Raw genomic sequence first — 19,155 nt, 5'->3', positions numbered from 1 at the left:
GCCGCCGTAGGAGGCCATGCCGGCGTAGCGGGGGTTGCGGAGCATCTTGTTGACGGTGGTGGAGGACCAGCGGGCGGCCTGTGGGGCGAGGATGCCGCGTGAGTTGAGTCCGGTGGCGAGGGAGTAGGCGGTCTCCCCGAGGAGGCAGCCGGTGAAGAGGGCCCGCACGACGGCGGCTTCGTCGGGGAGGTGCCGGCCCTTGTGAGGGCCGGAGCGGACCCATCCGTAGGCGATTCGGCCTTGGATCTTGCCTTGTTGGGCGGCGGCGAGGTGCATGCGGGCGACGCGGCGAGCGGTGTCCTCGGAGGATTTCAGCGCCATCACGCACATCATGCGCGCCATGTGGCGGTCGCTGTCGTTGATCAGGTTCATGCGGCCGCCGGTGGCGCCTATGACCGGGTGCTGGACGTACTCGACGATGTCGATGAGGTCTTCGAGGTCGCGGGGCTGGCGCACGAGGCGGTCGAGGTCGTAGAAGATGACGCCGTCGATGACTCCGGTGGACAGGTCGGCCAGGAGTTGGCGGAACTTCGGGCGCATGACGACCCAGTCGATGGTCCCGTCGGGGCGGATGACCTTGCGCTTCTTGAAGGCCGAGGTGTCGTTCTCGCGGTAGGTCTTCGCGAACGGCGCCCAGCCGAGGCGGGGCGGGTGTCTTCGGCGTCGTCGTTCTGGCGTTCCACGCCTGTTTCCGGGCTGAGGCGGTGGCTGGAGATCCGCAGGCAGGCGCCGGGGCGTTGGGGGGGTGGATGATGCCGCGCGTGCGGGCGTGCGGGGGGATGGTGAGGTCGTCCCACGGGGAGTGGTCGGTGGTGGTCTTGGGGCTTGGCTTTCGGTGCGCGGTCGTCCGATACCGGGCGCCTTCCGGAGAAGCGCAGGTTGGGTCAGGCCGCGATCCCCAGACATGGGGGAGGGCGGGCGCGTGGATACTGGCCCCATGCGTATCGACTTCGATCCCGCCCAGCAGGACCGCAACGCGTTCTACCGGCTTCTGACCTCGGTGGTCGTGCCCCGGCCGATCGCCTGGGTGTCGACGACGAACAAGGACGGCTCGGCGGACAATCTGGCGCCGCACAGCTTCTTCACGGTGTCGTGTGTGAGCCCGCCGATCGTGCAGTTCACGTCGGTGGGGCGGAAGGACTCGGTGCGGAATGTGGAGGAGACCGGGCAGTTCGTGGTGAACCTGGCGCCGGAGCACCTGTTCGAGCAGATCAACGCGACGGCGACGGACTTTCCGCACGGGGTGAGCGAGTTCGACGAGGTGGGGATCGCCCGGGAGCCCAGTGCGCGGGTGAAGCCGCCGCGGGTGGCGGCGTCGCCGGTGGCGCTGGAGTGCGAGCTGCACAGCACGCTCCGGCTGGGGGACTCGACCGTGGTGTTCGGGCGGGTGGTGTACGCGGTGGTGTCGGGGGCCGTGATGGTGGACGGGCTGCCGGACGTCCACGCGCTGCGGCCGTTGGCGCGGCTGGGGAAGGACGAGTGGGGCACGCTCGGCGAGGTGCTGGAGATCAAGCGGATTCCGCTGGCGGAGTGGCCGAACCCGCTGGGTCGTTGACGGCGGAGGGCGTGCCGGCCGCACCGGTCGTATCGGCCGCACCGGTCGTATCGGGCGCGGGAGGTACACCGGCCCCGCCGCCTTCGGCGCGTACGACCGCCGCGCCGGGGCCGGCCGCCGCCCTGCGGGTACGGCGCCGGGCGTAGGCCGTCGCCGCCACCCCGGTCACCCCGAGGAACCCGAGCGCCAGCAGGAACGTCGGCGAGGTCGGCGACGCGGCGCGGGCGCCCGCGACCACGTACGCGGCGGTGTTGGCGGCGCTGCCCGCGGCCGTGGCGGTCAGGAAGGGCGTCAGGCGGATACGGGACAGCGCCGCCGCGTAGTTCGCGGCGGCGAACGGCACGCCAGGGAAGAGCCGCAGCGCGAGAGTGCTCCGGAAACCGTGCTTGCTGAGCTGGCGGTCCAGCGACAGCACGAACCGCCCGCGCAGCAACGGCCGTACGGCGTCGCGCCCGAGGAAACGGCCGAGCAGGAAGGCCAGTCCGGCGCCGAGCACGGTGCCGCCGATCGCCGCGGGCAGCCCGGCGTGGATGCCGTAGAGCGCGCCTGCGGCGGCGTTGAGCAAAGGGCGCGGGACGAAGACGACCGTGGCGACACCGTAGGCCAGCGCGAAGACCAGCACCGCGGAGGTGCCCGAGGTCTGAGGCGGCCAGCCCCTGGTCAGCAGCCGCTGCGGCTGCCACGCGACGGCCAGCGCGATCCCGACGGCCAGCACCGCGACCAGCACGCCGAACCGCGCCCAGGGCGAGAGCATCAGCCGCGAGCAGCGCACCACGGCCCGCGCCGCGGCTCTCCGTACACCCCGCCCACCCCGCCCACCCCGCACATCGCGGGCGTCGCGGACCCCTGGTCCGGACGGTGCGGGCGTGAAGTCCGGCTCGGCTTCTGCCATTTGCCGAGCCTAACCGAGGTGGGGGCCGGCCATCGCCCCCGGAGTGCCGGGTCACGCCGGCTCCTCCACCTCCCGCAGCGCCCGCGGCCCCCCTTCCGCGATCACCTCCGACGCCGTCACCTGCGCACGGCGGTCCAGCAGACCCGCGGTCACGGCGATACCGAGCCCGGCCACCGCGAGGACGGCGCCGACCAGGGTGGGCGACGTCCAGCCCCAGCCGGCCGAGATGGCCACGCCGCCGAGCCAGGCGCCGCCGGCGTTCGCGAGGTTGAACGCGGAGTGGTTGGAGGCGGACGCGATGGTCGGGGCGTGCCGGGCCTTGTTCATGACCAGCATCTGCAGCGGCGTGGTGGTCATGAAGCCGACCGCGCCGAGGACGACGACCGCGATCGGCGCGGCGACCTTGGAGTGCGCCGCGAAGTGGAAGCCGACCAGGACGACGGCGAGGGCGGCGAGCGAACCGTAGAGGGTGGGGCGCAGCGCGCGGTCGGTGAGCGGGCCTGCGGCGAGGGCACCGAGCGTCATGCCTATGCCGAACAGCGCGAGCAGGAGGGTGACGGAGGAGTCGGCGAACCCGGTGACCTCGGTCATCATCGAGGCGAGGTAGCTGTAGACGGCGAACACCCCGGCGAACCCGAACACCGCGGTGAGCAGGCCGAGTACGACCTGGGGTTCGCGCAGCGCCCGGATCTCCTGGCCCACGCCGACGTGCTCCTCGGCGGGCAGCCGCGGGACCAGCAGCGCGAGCGAGGCGAGCCCGACAAGGCCGATGGCGGAGACCACGACGAAGGTCGCGCGCCAGCCGAGGTGCTGGCCGAGCGCGGTCGCGGCGGGCACGCCGACGATGTTGGCGACGGTCAGCCCGAGGAACATCGCGGCCACCGCGCGGGCCCGGCGCTCCTCGGCGACCATCCGCGAGGCGACGACCGCGCCGACCCCGAAGAACGCGCCGTGCGGCAGCCCGGCGAGGAACCGGCCGCCGAGCAGCGTCCAGTAGCCCGGCGCGACGGCGGAGGCGAGGTTGCCGACGGTGAACAGCCCCATCAGCAGGAGCAGCATGCGCTTGCGCGGGATACGGGAGCCGAGCGCGGTGAGCAGCGGGGCGCCGACGACGACGCCGAGCGCGTAGGCGGAGACGAGGTAACCGGCGGTGGGCACGGAGGTACCGAGGTCGCCCGCGACGTTGGGCAGCAGGCCCATCATCACGAACTCCGTGGTGCCGATGCCGAAGGCGCTCACCGCGAGGGCGAGGATGGCCAGGGGCATGGAGGGGTCCTTTACGGGAGCGGAACGGTGTGGGGCAGGACGGGGCTCGACGGAACGGGGTGGAGCGGGGACGGGTGGAGCGGGGACGCACGTTAAGTTCATCAACGGAACAAAGTGTCCCACGCCGCGAATTCCCGTACGTCACCAGCGGATGAAGAACCGTTGACGGTTGCGTCACCCGGCGGTTCACGCAGGTGGGAGGAGGCTCAGCCGTCGGCGCCGGGACGGGCGGCCCAACAGGCGGGCGCGGGGCGGAAAACCGTTCGACGGAGGGCGGTCCCGCGGCGCATGATCGTCGCATGTTCCGGCCCGCCTTCCTCGCAGACGCCACCGCAGCAGCGGTCGCGCTGGAGGCTGCCCGGAACGCATCGGTCGCAGCGGTCGCACAGGCCGCGGTCGCCGCACGGCCGGCACTCCTCGACGGCGCATTCGACGGCGCACGAAGCTGACCCTCCCCGGTACGACGTATCCGGCGGACCCCGCAGGGGGAGGGTCGGTACGGCCCGGGGTCCGTGAGGCGGCTCACCGCCTTCCCCCTTCCGGTCACCGCGTGGCACGCGGCGACCGTCGAGGAAGAGTCTTCCCATGCCCAAGCAGGCGTACATCCGCACCAAGCCGCACCTGAACATCGGCACCATGGGTCATGTCGACCACGGCAAGACCACGCTGACCGCCGCCATCACCAAGGTGCTCGCCGACGACGGCAACGGCACCTTCGTGCCGTTCGACCGGATCGACCGGGCCCCGGAGGAGGCGCGGCGCGGCATCACCATCACCATCGCGCACGTCGAGTACGAGACCGGCACGCGGCACTACGCGCACGTCGACATGCCGGGTCACGCCGACTACGTCAAGAACATGATCACCGGCGCGGCCCAGCTGGACGGGGCGATCCTCGTCGTCTCGGCGCTCGACGGCGTCATGCCGCAGACCGCCGAGCACGTGCTGCTCGCCCGCCAGGTGGGCGTGCGGCACATCGTGGTGGCCCTCAACAAGGCCGACGCGGCCGACGACGAGCTGGCCGACCTGGTCGAGCTGGAGGTGCGCGAACTGCTCAGCGCGCACGGCTTCCCGGGCGACACGCTCCCGGTGGTCCGCGTCTCCGGGCTGGGCGCGCTGGCCGGCGAGCCGCGCTGGACCGCCGCGATCCGCGCGCTGCTCGACGCCGTCGACACCTACGTGCCGGTGCCCGAGCGGTACGTCGACGCGCCGTTCCTGCTCTCGGTGGAGAACGTGCTCACCATCACCGGGCGCGGCACCGTCGTCACCGGCGCGGTCGAGCGCGGGGTGGTACGGCCCGGCGACCGGGTCGGCGTGCACGGCGTCGACGACGAGGCGCTCACCAGCGTCGTCACCGGCCTGGAGACGTTCGGCAAGCCGATGGAGTCCGCGCAGGCGGGTGACAACGTGGCGTTGCTGCTGCGCGGGGTGCAGCGCGGTCAGGTGCGGCGCGGCGACATCGTCGCGGCGCCGGACAGCGTGACGACGCACCGCCGCTTCACCGCGCACGTGTACTTCGTGCCGGCGGCGGAGGGCGGGCGGCACACGCCGGTGGCCACCGGGTACCGGCCGCAGTTCTACATCCGCACCGCGGACGTGGTCGGCGACGTGTCCCTCGGGTCCGAGGGGATGGCGCTGCCGGGCGACACCGCCGACATCGCCGTCGAGTTGGGGCGTGCGCTGCCGCTGGAGCCCGGGCTCGGCTTCGCGATCCGCGAGGGCGGTCGCACGGTCGGTGCGGGCACGGTGACGTCCCTGGGTTGACCGGTCCCCGGACGGGGCCGGGCGGGTCCGCCCGCCCGGCCCTGTCCTGCCCTGTCCGGTCGGCGGGGGCTGCCGCGCGCTTCCCCGCGTCCCCGCGCGTCCCGGGGGTGGGGGAGGATGGGCCGGTGGAAGGTGAAGCGATTCCGGTGCTGCGGGCCGTGGACTTCGGGGAGGCGAAGCTGCTGCCGGATGTGGACCGCGCGCGGGCGTGGCTGCTGACGGTGGACGGCGCGCCGCAGTCGTACGTCGACCTGGCGGACCCGGAGCACCTGGAGTTCGAGTACGTACGGCGTGTCGCGTATGTCGTGGAGGCGGTGTGCGACACGCGGGAGGCGCCGGTGGGGATCGTGCACCTCGGCGGTGGGGCGCTGACGCTGCCGCGCAGGTTCGCGCGGACCGTGCCGGGGGCGGTGCAGGACGTGGTGGAGGCGGACCGCGGCCTTGCCGGGCTGGTCGCGGAGTACCTGCCGTGGGACGCGCCGGAGATCCGTACCCATGTCGCGGACGCCCGGGAGTGGCTGACCGGGCGGGCGGACGCGAGCGCCGACGTGCTGGTGGTGGACGTGTTCGGCGGGTCGCGGGTCCCCGCGCACCTGACCACCGTCGAGTGCGCGACGGAGGCGGCACGGGTGCTGCGCCCGGGCGGCCTGTACGTGGCGAACCTCGCCGACGCCGCGCCGTTCGCCTTCCTCGGCTCGCAACTGGCCACCGTTCGCGCGGCGTTCGGCCCGGACGCGGAGGTGTGCGTGCTGGTCGAGCCGGGGGTGCTGCGCGGGCGCCGGTACGGCAACGCGGTGCTCGCGGTCTCCCGCGGCCCGCTGCCGGCGGACGTGGTCGCACGGCGCTGCGCCGCGGACCCGTTCCCGGCACGGGTGCTGGGGACGGCGGAGGCGGTACGGGCGTTTCCGGGCGCGCCGGTGCATGACGCGGAGGCGGCCGACTCGCCCGAGCCGCCCCGCGGCGCCTTCACGATCGGCTGACCCGGGAGCGTGTTCCGCCCGCGAAGGCCGGCTCGGGCGTGGCGGGGCGGGAGGGCCGCACGGCGCGGTGCGCGGTGCTGTCGTGGACGGATCAGGTCGCGTCGGGGAGCCCGTCCACGCTCTCCGCGACGGGCTTGGCGCCGGCCGGAAGCGGGAGCGGAAGCGGCTCGGCTGCGGGCAGGTCGTCGACGGAATGGTCGGCCGGTGCCGGCGCGACCTTCGTACGCCGTTCCAGCCGACGTACGTCCGGCAGCAGCAGGACCGCGCCGGTGAGCAGCACGATCAGCGCGGAGGAGCCCCACAGCGACTGGGTCCGGCCGAAGGTGATCGCGGCCGGGCCGGCGAGCGCGGTGGCGACGGGGGTCAGGGAGACCGAGCCGAGCCAGTCGTAGGCCGACACGCGCGACATCTTGTCCTCGGGGATCTCCTGGTGCAGGGCCAGCATCCAGCCGACCGCGAAGACCTCCACCGCGAGACCGGCAGTGAAGGTGGCGGCCGACAGCAGCGGGAGCGGTGCGGCGATCGCGAGGGCGGCGGCGGGCAGCGCCAGCGGGAAGACGCCGAGGGTACCGGCGAGCAGCATCCGGCGCGGGCGCCAGCGGATCATCAGCACGCCGCCGCAGACCGTGCCGACACCGCCCGCGGCGATCGCGAGTCCCCAGGGTCCGGCGCCGCCGAGGTGCTCGCGGGCGACCAGCGGACCGTAGACCGACTCGGCGGCGGTTTCCAAGCCGTTGACGACCCCGAACTGGATCACGATGCCCCACAGCCAGGGGCGGGAGGCGAACTCGTGCCAGCCCTCGCGCAGTTCACGGACGATGCCGCCGGACGCGGCGGGCCGTTCCACCACGGGGGTGCGCAGCTTCGCGCGCATGGCCGCGGCGATCGCGAAGCCGGTGGCATCGACGGCGAGCACCCAGCCGGGGCCGACCGCCGCCACCAGCGCGCCGCCGAGGGCCGCGCCGCCGATGCTCGCGCCGTTCATCGACAGCCGGAAGACCGAGAACGCCTTGCCCGCGTGCGCGGGGTCCACCGTGGACAGGAGCATGCCCTCGGAAGCCGGCGAGAAGAACGCCTGGCCGGTGCCGCCCACGGCGGCCAGCGCGGCCATCACCCACAGCGACGGCGACCCGGTGAGCACCAGTACCGCGAACGCGGCCTGGGACGTGGCGTTGACCAGGTTCGCGCTGACCATCACCCGGTGCCGGGGCAGCCGGTCCGCGATGGCGCCGCCGACCAGCAGGAAGACGACCAGGGCCAGCGTGCGGGCGGCGATCACCAGGCCGACGTCGGTGGCGCTGCCGCCCTGCACGATGACCGCGTAGGCGGCGGCGATGGTGGCGCCGGAGTTGCCGAGGTTGGCGATGAACGACGCGCCGACCAGCAGCCGGAAGTCCCGGCCGGCCCAGGAGGGCGGTTGCGGGAGTGCCGGCAGCCTGCCGAGCAGGGCACGGGGAGTGCCGGGGCGGGGGCGGGGGCCGGTGCGCTTCACCCGGGCACTATCCAGGAACGCCCGGGTGGCGCGCCAGCGGTTATCGCCGGCGGGCGCTCCCGTGCCGCGCCCGCCCCGGAGGCCGTGCCGCCGCGGCTCCTCCGCCCCTGGTGCCGCTCCACCCTGCCGCTGCCGCTGCCGCTGCCGCTGCCGCTGCCGCTGCCGCTGCCGCGCCGGGCCGATTTCGCCTGCTCCCGTCTCCTCCGTCTTCTCCGTCTTCTCTTGCTTCTACTGCTTCAGCGGGCGGATGGTGCTCTTGATCTTGTCCACGATGGACTGCGAGAGCTGGTCGGGGACGCCGGTGTCCGCGTAGAGCACCCACACCACCGGTGTCGGGGTCTTCTGCGAGGGGTCCAGCCAGGCGACGGTGTAGGCGATGCCGCTGGGCGGCGTGCACTTGTCGGCCTTGACCACGTTGGTGGCCGTGGCCTCGGACTGCCAGCCGGTGATGCCGTGGTCGTTCTTGAACGCCTTGCTGTCCTTCGCCTTGGAGAAGGTGCCCTTGCCCTTGGTCTGGTAGACCCAGTACGCCCACGCCTCGGCCTCGTTGTCGGCGGCGTTCTTCAGGCTCTTCGCACCGTTGCCGCCCTTGGTGCCGACGGTCGCGCGGTCGGCGTGGTCGTGGCCCGAGGTGCACCACTCGTACTTGTAGTGGGCGGGCGCCCCCATCGCTTCCTGCGCGGCGCCCTTGTCGTCGGTGAAGATCAGGCTCATGCCCTGGGTGTCGACCTTCCAGTCCGGCGGCACGTCGAAGGCGACGTTGCGCTGGTCGCGGCGGACCACCTTCCAGCCGGGTATGACGGGCTTCACCTCGGCGCCGCCGTTGCGCGGGTTGTCCTCGTCGGTGCCGTCGGTCGCGCTGCCGGAGGGGCTGGGGGTGGCGGTGGGTTTCGCCGGCGTCGTCGCGGTGGGCGTGGCGGGCCCCTTCGCGTCGTCCTTCTTGTCGTGCTTGTTGGTGAGGTAGACGGCGCCGACCGTCACGGCCGCGATGACCGCGAGCGAGGCGGTGATGGCGATGCCTATGGTCAGCTTCCGGTTGTCCTTCTCCGGCGGCTGCCCGCCGGGCCCGCCCGGGCCTCCGGGGCCGGCCGGGCCCCACGTCTGCGGCGTCGGGTAGCCGCCGGCCGGCGGCTGTCCGGGCTGCTGGGGCTGCGGGTAGCCGGGCTGCGCATACGGGTTCGGGGGAGTGGGCTGACCGTACGGCGGGGCCGGCGGCGGCTGCTGGTAGCCGGGCTGCGGGGGTTGCTGGGAGGGCTGCTGCGGAGGTTGCTGGGGCTGCTGGTAACCCGGCTGCTGGTACCCGGGCTGCGCGTACGGGTTGGGTGGTTGCCCGTACGGTCCCTGCGAGGGCTGCTGGGGCTGCGGTTGCTGCGGATTCTGAGGGGGGTTGCCCTGCGGGTACTGCTGTCCCCCGTGCTGCTGGTCTCCTGGCCACATGGCTGGAAACACTAGGGGAGCGGGCCCGCGGGTTCCACGGCGGACCGCGATACTGGCTGGTAACATCGGTCCATGTCCGACACGTTGCCCAACATAGGCGAACTCCTCACGTCCACCGTGCCGATGGTCCGCACCCTGGACCTCCGGTACATCGAGACCACGGCCGAGCGCGCCGTCGTGTCGCTGCCCGACCACCCCGACTACCGCAACCACGTCGGCGGGCCGCACGCGGGCGCGATGTTCACCGTCGGCGAGTCCGCGTCCGGCGCCGTCGTGATCGGCGCGTTCGGCGACCAACTCGGCCGCGCCGTCCCGCTCCCGGTGCGGGTCGAGGTCACCTACGCCAAGATCGCCCGGGGCGAGGTGCGCGCGACCGCCACGCTCGGCCGGCCCGCCGCCGAGGTCGTCGCCGAACTCGACGCCGGACAGCGCCCCGAGTTCCCGGTCGAGGTCGTGCTCACCCGCGAGGACGGCGCCGAGACCGGCCGGATGACCGTCATCTGGACCCTGCGCCCCAACCGCTGAGAGCCGCCGGCCCGGGGGCCGGTGGGGTGGCCCGGGCCCGGCGGAGGCGGTTCGCCGAGGAGTACGTCCACGGGTCCGGGGGTCGGAGTACGGGTTCGGCCACGGGGCCGGCGGTGCGGAGCACGGGTGTTCGGTGGCCCGGGGGCGGGGCCGGCGGGGCCGAGCGGCCGGTGATCGGTGGCCGGGGGCACACCGCTGAGCGGACAGCATGTCCTTTCGGTCGGTTACGCTTCACAGGAGCGCGCTGCGGGCGCGCGTTCGACCGTCACCCCGGGGAGGGACCTGCTGTGCACGTGCAGGACTGGCTGGACGGCATTCCGCCGATCGCCGTCTATCTGATGGTCGGTCTCGTGGTGGGGGTGGAGAGCCTCGGCATCCCGCTGCCCGGCGAGATCGTACTGATGACGGCGGCGCTGCTGTCCTCGCAGGGCCACGTCAGCCCCTGGGTGGTCGGCGCCTGCGCGATCTTCGGCGCGGTCGTCGGCGACTCCATCGGCTACGCCATCGGGCACAAGGGCGGCAGACCGCTGCTGGACTGGCTCGGCCGCCGCTTCCCGAGCCATTTCTCGCCGGCCAACATCGCCACCGCCGAACGCTCCTTCCACCGCTGGGGTATGTGGGCGGTCTTCTTCGGCCGTTTCGTGGCCCTGCTGCGGATCTTCGCCGGGCCGCTCGCCGGCGTCCTGAAGATGCCGTACCACAAGTTCCTCATCGCCAACGCCCTCGGCGGCATCGTCTGGGCCGGCGGCATCACCGCGATCATCTACTACGTCGGCGTGGTCGCGGAGCCCTGGCTCACCCGCTTCGGCTACGTCGGCCTCGGCATCGCGGTCCTCTTCGGCATCGGCTCCTTCCTCTACGTCCGGCGCCGCGCCGCCAAGGCGCACGCCGAGCAGGAGACGGACACCGAACGCGAGGTCGCCGTCGCCCAGTCCGGCGAGTAGCCGCCTGCGCGGTGGGCGGCGCCATACGGGGAGCGCCGGGTCCCGACCGGGAGCCGAGCGGCTCCGACCGGGACCCGACCGGGACCCGCGTCCGGGGGCGCCGCTCAGCCCAGGGCCTCGCGATGCGCCTCGGCGAGCGCCACATAGTGCTCCGCGCTCATCCGCAGCGCCTCCTGCTCCTCCCCGGTCAGCTCCCGCTTGACCCTCGCGGGCACCCCGGCCACCAGCGAGTGCGGCGGCACCTGCATGCCCTGCGGTACCAGAGCGGCAGCCGCCACCAGCGAACCCGTGCCGATCCGCGCCCCGTTGAGCACTGTCGCGCCCATCCCCACCAGTACGCCGTCCTCGACCACGCACCCGTGCAGCACCGCGTTGTGCCCCACCGTGACCCCCTCGCCGACGACCGCCGGGAAGCCGGGATCGGCGTGCACCGTGCAGTTGTCCTGGATGTTGGAGCCGGCGCCGATCCGGATCTCCTCGGCGTCGCCACGCAGCACCGCGTGGTACCAGATGCTCGCCCGCGCGCCCAGCGTCACATCGCCCAGCACCACCGAGGTCGGCGCGGTGTACGCGGTCGGGTCCAGCCGCGGCTCCCGGCCGAGAACGCCCGCGACCAGCGCTCCGGCACCGCCGGCCGGCCCGCCCTCGCCCGGCCCGCCGGCCGTTCCACCCTTACCGCCCGCCGCACCGCCTGAATCCGCCGCGCCCGCCTGCTCCACCGTCTCGCTCATCCCCGCTCCGTCCGATCCCGCGCCGCTCCACCACTGTCCAGCGGCACCGTATACGGTGGCCGTGTGCCCGAGAACGAGAACGTGTTCTTCTCCCTGCTGTCCGGTGCCGCCGCCTGGCGCCGGCGCGCCACCACACGGCTGGTGCACCGTGCCTGGCACCGCGTGCAGAACGCGGGCGCGGTCACCGCGGAGCGCCCCGGGCTGCTGCGCTTCGGCCGGATCGGCTGGGGCACCCGGCTCGCCTTTCCGCAGGGCACCGTCTTCGGCGAACCCTGGATTCACCTCGGCGCGTGCTGCATCATCGGCGAGCAGGTCACCCTCACCGTCGGCCTGGCCCCCGCCGACATCGACTACGGCCCGGACCCGGTCATCCGCATCGGCGACGGTGTCGTCATCGGCCGTGACAGCCACATCGTCGCGATGGCCCCGATCGTCATCGGCGACAAGGTCTACTGCGGCCCCAACGTCTACGTGACCAGCACCAACCACTCCTACCACGACCCCGACCAGGCGATCGGCGAGCAGTGGCCCAGCTCCGCGCCGGTCGAGATCGGCTCCGGCAGCTGGCTCGGCGTGGACAGCGTGGTGCTGCCCGGCGCCCGGCTCGGCCGCAACGTCGTCGTGGCCGCCGGCTCCGTCGTCCGCGGCGAGATCCCCGACCACGCGGTGGTGGCAGGCGCCCCGGCCAGGATCGTCCGGCGCTGGGCACCCGACACGGGCTGGCAACCGCCCTTGCGCACCCCCGCACCGTCACCGCTCCCGGACGGGGTGCCGCCCGAGCAACGCCTCGACCTCCCCGGCCTCGAAGCCCCCGCCGGTACCTGAACGTCAGCTCGGCGACCGGCCGGCACGTACCGTCGCCCAGCGGCCGGCCGGCCCCCGAGCCCTCGCCCGCGCCTGACCGCCTGCCCACGCACCCACTGGACCCGACACATCGGAACGCACCGCCACCCGTTGCCCGCCGGTAGCCGGTAGCCGACGCTGCCGCCCGCCGCCTGCCCATGGCCGACGGCACCGCTTGCCGCCGCCCACGGTCTGCCCGCTCGCAACGCCCGCGGCCCGCCCATCGGCGACCGCACCGCCCGAGGCCCGTTGCGCACCGCCCGAGCCGTGGCCGACCCCACCGCCCGCCGCTACCGCCCGCCCTCCGCCCGTGAACACGCGCCCACGACCGTCGCGCGGACCTTGCTAGATTGCCCGTATGCGCGCACCGATCGGCTCATTCGAGGACGCCCACCCCGCCACGGAGCGACGGGAGTTGCTGCCCCCGCCGGTCGCCGCGGCGGTGACCGCGGAGATGGTGCACGTGGACACCGACCCCGACAAGGCCGACACCGCGGACTTCGTCGCCGCCTATGGACAGGACCTGCTGGACCAGTCCGCCAACTGCGTGGTGGTCGCGGGCAAGCGCGGCACCGAGCTGACGCTGGCCGCGTGCGTGGTGCTCTCCACCACCAGGGTCGATGTCAACGGCACGGTCCGCCGCCACCTTGGCGCCCGCAAGGCGTCCTTCGCCCCGATGGACACCGCCGTGAGCGAGACGGGCATGGAGTACGGCGGGATCACCCCGGTCGGGCTGCCCGCGCACTGGCCGCTGCTGATCGACTCCGCCGTCGCGGAGGCGCCCTATCTGGTGATCGGCAGCGGGGCCAGGCGCGGCAAGCTCATCGTGCCCGGCAAGGTGCTGGCGTCGCTGCCCGGCGCGGTGGTGCTCGACGGCCTGGGCGGCTGAACCGGGCCAGGGGTCGCGGTCTCAGGTCCTCTCACCGAGGGCCTGTCACAACTGCGGTATCTCGATCGCCGGGCATCGGTCCATGACCATGTCGAGGCCCGCGGCCCGCACCCGTTCGTACGCCTTCTCGTCGATCACGTCGAGCTGGAACCAGACCGCCTTCGCGCCGACCGCCACCGCCTCGTCGGCCACCGCACCGGCCCACGCGGAGTGCACGAAGACGTCCACCACGTCGACGGGGAAGGGGATGTCCGCCAGCTTGGCGTACCCCTGCTCGCCGTGCACCGTCTCGGCCTTCGGATGCACCGGCACCACCCGCTTGCCGAACCGCTGCAGCACCGCCGCCACGCCGTACGCCGCGCGCGACGTGTTGTTCGACAGCCCGACCACCGCCCAGGTGTCACCGCTGTCGGTCAGGATCTTCCGCACCGTCTCCGCGTCCCCGTACATCCCCGCTCACCAACCCCTCGCCTCAGCCCGCCCGCACGCTTCCCCGCGCGTTCTGCCAGATCAACGCCCCACCCGGCGCCATGATTCCCCCCGCACTAGGCTGAACGGGTGGTAGATCGGTATCTGACGGTGGCGCGCCCGGGCGTGTACGAAAGTGAGATCAAACGCTCGCGGTTCCGCTGCGCGCTGGCCCCGGCCGGCAGCCAGGAGGCCGCCGAGGAGTTCGTCCGGGCCGTCCGCAAGGAGCACCCGGGCGCCACGCACAACTGCTTCGCGTACGTCATCGGCCCCGACGGCCGCCTGCACCGGGCGAGCGACGACGGAGAGCCCGGCGGCACCGCGGGCACCCCGATGCTCCAGGTGCTGCTCGGCCGCGAGGTCCGCGACACCGTCGCGGTCGTGACCCGCTACTACGGCGGCGTCCAGCTCGGCGCCGGCGGCCTGGCCCGGGCGTACGGCGGCGCGGTCTCCGCGGCGCTGGACGCGACCGGCACCGTCGAACGGCGCCTGCTCGCGCTGCTCACCGTCACCGCCGACCACCAGCGTGCCGGGCGGCTGGAGAACGAGCTGCGCGCCGCCGGCCACGCGGTGCGCGAGGTCGTCTACGGCGCCGCCGTCACCTTCCACCTCGGCGTCCCCGAACCCGACGTCGCCGCCTTCCGCTCCTGGCTGGCCGACGCCACGTCCGGCACCGCCACCTGCGCCACCGAGGGCAGCGCCTACGTGGACGTCCGCTGACCGGAGGGGCGGAAGCAGGCGGGGCGAAGCGTCGGCGCGGCGCGATCCGGGCCGTTCGGGGTGTGCCGTCCGGGGGCGGGAGTGATCGGTAGTACGGTGCTGGTCTGCGGGCGGACGCCCGGGACGGTGAGGGGGACGGGTGCGGTTCGGAGCGGTGGCGTGAGATTCCTGCACACCTCGGACTGGCACCTCGGCCGGTCCTTCCACCGGGTGAGCATGCTCGACGCTCAGCGGACCTTCCTCGACCACCTGGTGGCCACCGCGCGCGCCGAGCAGGTCGACGCCGTGATCGTGGCCGGTGACGTCTACGACCGGGCCGTGCCGCCGCTGGCCGCGATCGAGCTGTACGACGAGGCCCTGCACGCCCTCGCCGACCTGGGCGTGCCGACGGTACTGACCTCGGGCAACCACGACTCGGCCCGGCGTCTCGGCGTCGGCGCCGGGCTGATCGACCGCGCCGGCGTCCACCTGCGCACCGACCCCGCGACCTGCCACCACCCGGTGCTGCTGCCCGACCCGCCACACGGCGACGTGGCGGTCTACGGCCTGCCCTACCTCGAACCCGCCCTGGTCCGTGCCGAGTTCGGCGCCGAGCGGGCCGACCACACCGCGGTGCTCGGCGCCGCCATGGACCGGGTGCGGGCCGACCTCGCCACCCGCCCGGCCGGCACCCGCGCCGTCGTCGTCGCGCACGCCTTCGTCACCGGCGCCGCCCCCTGCGACAGCGAGCGCGACATCACCGCCGGCGGCGTCGAGGCGGTGCCCGCCGAGCTGTTCGACGGCGCGCACTACGTCGCCCTCGGCCACCTGCACGGCTGCCAGACGATCAACGACCGCGTGCGGTACTCCGGTTCGCCGCTCGCCTACTCCTTCTCCGAGCAGCACCACCGCAAGAGCATGTGGCTGGTCGACCTCGATCCCGACGGCGCCGTCACCGCGCGGCGCCTCGACACTCCGGTGCCGCGCCCGCTCGCCCGCCTGCGCGGCCGCCTGGACGACCTGCTCGCGGACCCCGCGCTCGAACCGCACACCGGGTCCTGGGTCGAGGCCACCCTCACCGACGCGTACCGCCCGCACGAGCCGATGGCCGCGCTCGCCAAGCGCTTCCCGCACATCCTCGCGCTCGCCTTCGACCCCGACCGCGACACCGAAGACCCGCTCGCCTCCTACGCCCGCAGGCTGCGCGGGCGCACCGACCAGCAGATCGCCCAGGACTTCGTCGCACATGTCCGCGGCACCGCCCCCGACCGGGCCGAACGCGGCGTGCTGCGGGCCGCGTTCGACGCGGTACGGGCCGACGCCGTACAGACGGAGCGCGACTGATGCGCCTGCACCGCCTCGAACTGACCGCGTTCGGCCCCTTCGCCGGCACCCAGCGGGTCGACTTCGACGAACTGTCCGCCGCCGGGCTGTTCCTGCTGCACGGCCCCACCGGCGCGGGCAAGACCTCCGTCCTGGACGCCGTCTGCTACGCGCTGTACGGGCAGGTGCCTGGTGCCCGGCCCGCGAACCGGCTGCGCAGCGACCACGCCGCTTCCGGCACCGCGACCGAGGTGGTGCTCGAACTCACGCTCGGCGAACGCCGGTTGGAGATCACCCGGCGACCGGAGCAGGCGCGGGCGAAGAAGCGCGGCACCGGCACCACCGTCGACAAGGCGGTCACGCTGCTGCGCGAGCACATCGGCGGCGCGTGGCAGGGCGTCTCCAAGTCGCACCAGGAGATCGGCGAGGAGGTGCGCCAACTCGTCGGGATGAGCTGCGAGCAGTTCTGCCAGGTGGTGCTGCTGCCGCAGGGCGAGTTCGCGACGTTCCTGCGGGCGGGCGCGGTGGAGCGGGCCGCGCTGCTCGGACGGCTCTTCGACACCCGCCGGTTCAAGGCGGTCGAGCAGTGGCTGCGCGACCGCAGGAACGAAGCGGACCGGCGGCTCGCCGCCGGCGACGACGGACTGCGGGAACTCGCCGCGCGGATGCGGCAGGCGGCGGGGTACGGCGACGCCGAACCCGGGCCCGGTGCGGACCTCGGCTCCGAACCCGATCTCGACGCGGGGGTGTTGACCGACGCCGCCCTCGCGCGGTGCGACGCCCGCGAGCGGCACGCCATCGCGCGCACGGCCGTACTCCTCAGCGAGGACGCGCACCGCTCCGCCGCCGAAGCGGCCACCGCGGCACGTGAGTTGGCCGCCCTGCAACGCCGCCACCGGGAAGCCCTCGACAACGCGTCGGCCGCCGCCAGTCAGCGGCCGGTCCGCACCGCTGTCCGCGGCCGCCTCGACCGCGCCCGGCGCGCCCTCACCGTCGACCCCGCACTCGGGCTCCACGACAAGGCCGCCGCCCAGTACGACGAGGCCCTCGCGGCGGAACGCGTGGCCGCCGCCGAACTCGCCGCCGCGGGTGAGCTCCTGGCCGGGCCCGTGGACGCCTCGTCGGCGGAGCCGGACGCTGAGCTGCCCCGGGCCGGCGGCTCGGACGCCTTTCCGGCCCAGCGGGGCGGTGCCGCGCCCGTTCGGCCCGGTGGCCCGGGGGAGTCGGGGCCGGGCGTCGATCGGGTCGGTGCGGGGGCGCGAGGCAGCTCGGGGACAAGTGGGCGGACATCGGCCGCTGATGAGGGGTTCAGGTCCGAGCCGGTCCGGCACGGCGGCGGCGTGGGGGAGCAGCGGCCTGGCGGGACGCTTGGCGCCCAGGCCGCGCCGGCGGGCGCACGGCTTTCGGTCGAGGTCATGACCCGCAGGGTGGGGGAGTTGCGGGAGGAGCTGGGCGGGCTGGCCGGAGCGGGGGAGGCCGAGACCCGTTTGGAGGAGATCGGGCGGCGCCGGGAGGTGCTGGCGCGGGAGGAGCGGGCGGACGAGGGGGCCGTGCGCGAGGCGCAGGCATGGCTGGAGCGTTGGGCGGCGGAGCGTGGCGGGCTCCAGGCGCGGGTGGAGACGGCGGCGGAGGCGGCCGCGCGGGCGGAAGGGCTGGCGGGGAGGGTCGAGGCGGCGCGGGTGCGCCGGGACGCCGCATCCGAACGGGACCGGCTGGCACGGGAGTCGGCCCTTGCCGAGGAGGCCGCGCGCGAGGCACGGGACCGGGCCGCCGAGGCCCGCGAGGCGTGGCAGGACGCGCGGGAGGCGCGGATCGCCGGTATCGCGGCCGAGTTGGCCGACAGCCTGGTCGACGGGGAGCCCTGCCGGGTGTGCGGCGCCCAGGAGCACCCCGCCCCGGCGCGGCCCGAAGCGGGGTCGCGGGTCACCTCGGCCGACGAGGACGCCGCGAACGCGGCCTACGAGCGGCGCCGTTCGGCGTATGCGGCGGCCGGCGAGGCAACGGCCCGGCTGCGTGCGGCACTCGACGCGGCCGACGCCGCCGCCGGAGCCGCGCCGTACGCCGAACTCGCCGCAGCCTACGCGGAGTCGGCGGCCGAGCACGCCGCGGCGGTGCGCGCTGCCGGTGACCTCGCGGAGGCGCGACGCGCGCTCGCCCGCGCGGAGGAGGAGCGCGACCGGCGGACCGCGCAGCGCGAGGAGGCGCTCAGCCGCACCGCGGCCCGCACCTCCCGGCGCGAGGAACTCGACGAGCAGCACCGGCGGTTGACCGCCGAGCTGGCCAAGGCCCGGGCCGGCCACGCCACCGTACGGGCCCGGCACGCGCGGCTGAGCGCGCGGATCGCCGTACTGGACCGGGCCGTCGACGCGGCGAGGGAGCGCGCCGACGGCGAGCGGCGGCTGGCCGAGGCGCAGTCCGCGGTGGCCGAGGCCGCTGCCGCGGCCGGGTTCGGGTCGCCCGCGGAGGCCGCCTCGGCGCTCCTCGCGCCGGCCGAACTGGCCCGTACCGAGCGGGATGTGGCCGCCTGGCAGCGGGAGGAGGCCGCGATCGAGGCGGCCCTGGCGGCGCCCGAACCGGCCGCGGCCGCGGCACTGCCGGCCGCCGACCCCGAGCGCGCGCAGCGGATCGCGGACGAGGCACACAGCCGGCTGCGGGACGCCTCGTCCGCGGAGTCCGCCGCCGCCACCCGGTGCCGGGAGCTCGACCGGCTGACCGGGATCGTCACCGCGCGGGTCCGCGAACTCGCCCCGGCCCGGGCGGAGTTCGACCGGCTCAAGCGGTTGGCGGACCTCGCGGCGGGCAACTCGGCGGAGAACCGGTACCGGATGGAGCTGGAGACCTACGTCCTGGCGGCGCGGCTGGAGCAGGTCGCCGCCGCCGCGGGCGTACGGCTCCAGCGGATGTCGGCGGGCCGCTACACGCTCGCGCACAGCGACGCCCGCGCGGGCAACCGGGCCAAGTCCGGCCTCGGGCTGATGGTGGTGGACGCCTGGACCGGCACCGAGCGGGACACCGCGACGCTCTCCGGCGGCGAGACCTTCTTCGCGTCGCTGGCGCTGGCGCTGGGCCTGGCCGACGTCGTCACCGACGAGGCGGGCGGCATGCGGCTGGACACCCTCTTCATCGACGAGGGATTCGGCAGCCTCGACGAGCAGACCCTCGACGAGGTCCTGGACGTGCTGGACGGGCTGCGCGAACGGGACCGGGCCGTCGGCATCGTCAGCCATGTGGCCGACCTGCGGCACCGAATCCCCGTCCAGCTCCGGGTGGTCAAGGACCGCGACGGCTCCAGCGTCCGGCTGCGCACCACCGCGAGCTGACCCGGGCCGCCGGGCCGCCCGTGTGAA

The 19,155-nt window shown here is 74.4% G+C and carries 16 protein-coding genes and 1 pseudogene; 10 read left to right on the top strand and 7 right to left on the bottom strand.

The genetic code is table 11. From position 1 onward, the window contains the following. Positions 1-6 precede the first annotated feature (6 nt). Positions 7-540: pseudogene (locus AB0399_RS05840) on the bottom strand (recombinase family protein); the annotation flags it as partial. 397 nt (positions 541-937) lie between these two features. On the opposite strand from AB0399_RS05840, the gene AB0399_RS05835 reads away from it, so the two are divergent. Next, positions 938-1,555 carry a flavin reductase family protein gene (locus tag AB0399_RS05835; RefSeq protein WP_366410354.1) on the top strand — a complete coding sequence of 206 codons (618 nt, stop codon included), beginning with the start codon at positions 938-940 and terminating at the stop codon, positions 1,553-1,555. Here AB0399_RS05835 and AB0399_RS05830 read toward each other — a convergent pair. Together AB0399_RS05830 and AB0399_RS05825 are read right to left on the bottom strand one after the other, a co-directional pair. Next, complete coding sequence (locus AB0399_RS05830) at positions 1,509-2,309, bottom strand: VTT domain-containing protein (protein WP_366410380.1); 801 nt, start codon at positions 2,307-2,309, stop codon at positions 1,509-1,511. The genes AB0399_RS05835 and AB0399_RS05830 overlap by 47 nt on opposite strands. Positions 2,310-2,498: 189 nt before the next feature. Continuing rightward, a complete protein-coding gene (locus AB0399_RS05825; protein ID WP_366410353.1) occupies positions 2,499-3,713 on the bottom strand; it encodes an MFS transporter in 1,215 nt (404 codons plus the stop codon). A gap of 585 nt (positions 3,714-4,298) precedes the next feature. Here AB0399_RS05825 and tuf point away from each other — a divergent pair. After that, positions 4,299-5,477 carry an elongation factor Tu gene (gene tuf, locus AB0399_RS05820; RefSeq protein ID WP_329372957.1) on the top strand — a complete coding sequence of 393 codons (1,179 nt, stop codon included), beginning with the start codon at positions 4,299-4,301 and terminating at the stop codon, positions 5,475-5,477. Positions 5,478-5,602: 125 nt separating this feature from the next. After that, positions 5,603-6,457: a fused MFS/spermidine synthase gene (locus AB0399_RS05815; RefSeq protein ID WP_366410352.1), complete on the top strand. Its 855-nt coding sequence runs from the start codon at positions 5,603-5,605 to the stop codon at positions 6,455-6,457. Positions 6,458-6,548: 91 nt separating this feature from the next. Here the strand turns inward: AB0399_RS05815 and AB0399_RS05810 are convergent, their stop codons facing one another. Beyond that, a complete protein-coding gene (locus AB0399_RS05810; protein WP_366410379.1) occupies positions 6,549-7,904 on the bottom strand; it encodes an MFS transporter in 1,356 nt (451 codons plus the stop codon). A 273-nt stretch (positions 7,905-8,177) separates the two neighbouring features. Beyond that, positions 8,178-9,386: a hypothetical protein gene (locus AB0399_RS05805; protein ID WP_366410351.1), complete on the bottom strand. Its 1,209-nt coding sequence runs from the start codon at positions 9,384-9,386 to the stop codon at positions 8,178-8,180. A gap of 72 nt (positions 9,387-9,458) precedes the next feature. Between AB0399_RS05805 and AB0399_RS05800 the strand changes: the two genes are divergently transcribed. Then, entirely contained in the window at positions 9,459-9,911 is a 453-nt protein-coding gene (locus AB0399_RS05800; protein ID WP_328459995.1) for a DUF4442 domain-containing protein, read from the top strand. Positions 9,912-10,198: 287 nt separating this feature from the next. After that, positions 10,199-10,855 (top strand): DedA family protein, encoded by a 657-nt coding sequence (locus AB0399_RS05795; protein ID WP_328459993.1) that lies wholly within the window; start codon positions 10,199-10,201, stop codon positions 10,853-10,855. Positions 10,856-10,959: 104 nt separating this feature from the next. Here AB0399_RS05795 and AB0399_RS05790 read toward each other — a convergent pair whose 3' ends face one another. Beyond that, the gene (locus tag AB0399_RS05790; protein WP_329374554.1) at positions 10,960-11,472 is read right to left on the bottom strand and encodes a gamma carbonic anhydrase family protein; all 513 of its coding nucleotides are present in this window, start codon (positions 11,470-11,472) and stop codon (positions 10,960-10,962) included. A gap of 177 nt (positions 11,473-11,649) precedes the next feature. On the opposite strand from AB0399_RS05790, the gene AB0399_RS05785 reads away from it, so the two are divergent. Further along, entirely contained in the window at positions 11,650-12,411 is a 762-nt protein-coding gene (locus AB0399_RS05785; protein ID WP_366410350.1) for an acyltransferase, read from the top strand. Between the two features lie 376 nt (positions 12,412-12,787). Then, complete coding sequence (locus AB0399_RS05780; protein WP_329372969.1) at positions 12,788-13,318, top strand: YbaK/EbsC family protein; 531 nt, start codon at positions 12,788-12,790, stop codon at positions 13,316-13,318. A gap of 45 nt (positions 13,319-13,363) precedes the next feature. On the opposite strand, the gene AB0399_RS05775 is transcribed toward AB0399_RS05780, so the two are convergent. Then, complete coding sequence (locus tag AB0399_RS05775; RefSeq protein WP_329372970.1) at positions 13,364-13,768, bottom strand: CoA-binding protein; 405 nt, start codon at positions 13,766-13,768, stop codon at positions 13,364-13,366. 108 nt (positions 13,769-13,876) lie between these two features. Here AB0399_RS05775 and AB0399_RS05770 point away from each other — a divergent pair, with 108 nt between their 5' ends. The 3 genes from AB0399_RS05770 (at position 13,877) to AB0399_RS05760 (ending at position 19,128) form a co-directional block, all read left to right on the top strand. Next, positions 13,877-14,506: a YigZ family protein gene (locus tag AB0399_RS05770; protein ID WP_366410349.1), complete on the top strand. Its 630-nt coding sequence runs from the start codon at positions 13,877-13,879 to the stop codon at positions 14,504-14,506. A 159-nt stretch (positions 14,507-14,665) separates the two neighbouring features. Beyond that, positions 14,666-15,829, top strand: a complete 1,164-nt coding sequence (locus AB0399_RS05765; protein WP_366410348.1) for an exonuclease SbcCD subunit D — start codon at positions 14,666-14,668, stop codon at positions 15,827-15,829. After that, positions 15,829-19,128 (top strand): AAA family ATPase, encoded by a 3,300-nt coding sequence (locus AB0399_RS05760; protein WP_366410347.1) that lies wholly within the window; start codon positions 15,829-15,831, stop codon positions 19,126-19,128. Before AB0399_RS05765 ends, AB0399_RS05760 begins: the two co-directional genes overlap by 1 nt. Positions 19,129-19,155 lie beyond the last annotated feature (27 nt).

Source organism: Streptomyces sp. NPDC088194 (genome assembly GCF_040702025.1).
Taxonomy (GTDB): domain Bacteria; phylum Actinomycetota; class Actinomycetes; order Streptomycetales; family Streptomycetaceae; genus Actinacidiphila.
This window is presented reverse-complemented; position numbering and strand designations above follow the sequence as displayed.

Coding starts and splice junctions, on each gene's coding strand:
- AB0399_RS05835 (WP_366410354.1), top strand. CDS start 938: ATGCGTATCGACTTCGATCCCGCCCAGCAGGACCGCAACGCGTTCTAC.
- AB0399_RS05830 (WP_366410380.1), bottom strand. CDS start 2,309: ATGCTCTCGCCCTGGGCGCGGTTCGGCGTGCTGGTCGCGGTGCTGGCC.
- AB0399_RS05825 (WP_366410353.1), bottom strand. CDS start 3,713: ATGCCCCTGGCCATCCTCGCCCTCGCGGTGAGCGCCTTCGGCATCGGC.
- tuf (WP_329372957.1), top strand. CDS start 4,299: ATGCCCAAGCAGGCGTACATCCGCACCAAGCCGCACCTGAACATCGGC.
- AB0399_RS05805 (WP_366410351.1), bottom strand. CDS start 9,386: ATGTGGCCAGGAGACCAGCAGCACGGGGGACAGCAGTACCCGCAGGGC.
- AB0399_RS05800 (WP_328459995.1), top strand. CDS start 9,459: ATGTCCGACACGTTGCCCAACATAGGCGAACTCCTCACGTCCACCGTG.
- AB0399_RS05780 (WP_329372969.1), top strand. CDS start 12,788: ATGCGCGCACCGATCGGCTCATTCGAGGACGCCCACCCCGCCACGGAG.
- AB0399_RS05775 (WP_329372970.1), bottom strand. CDS start 13,768: ATGTACGGGGACGCGGAGACGGTGCGGAAGATCCTGACCGACAGCGGT.
- AB0399_RS05760 (WP_366410347.1), top strand. CDS start 15,829: ATGCGCCTGCACCGCCTCGAACTGACCGCGTTCGGCCCCTTCGCCGGC.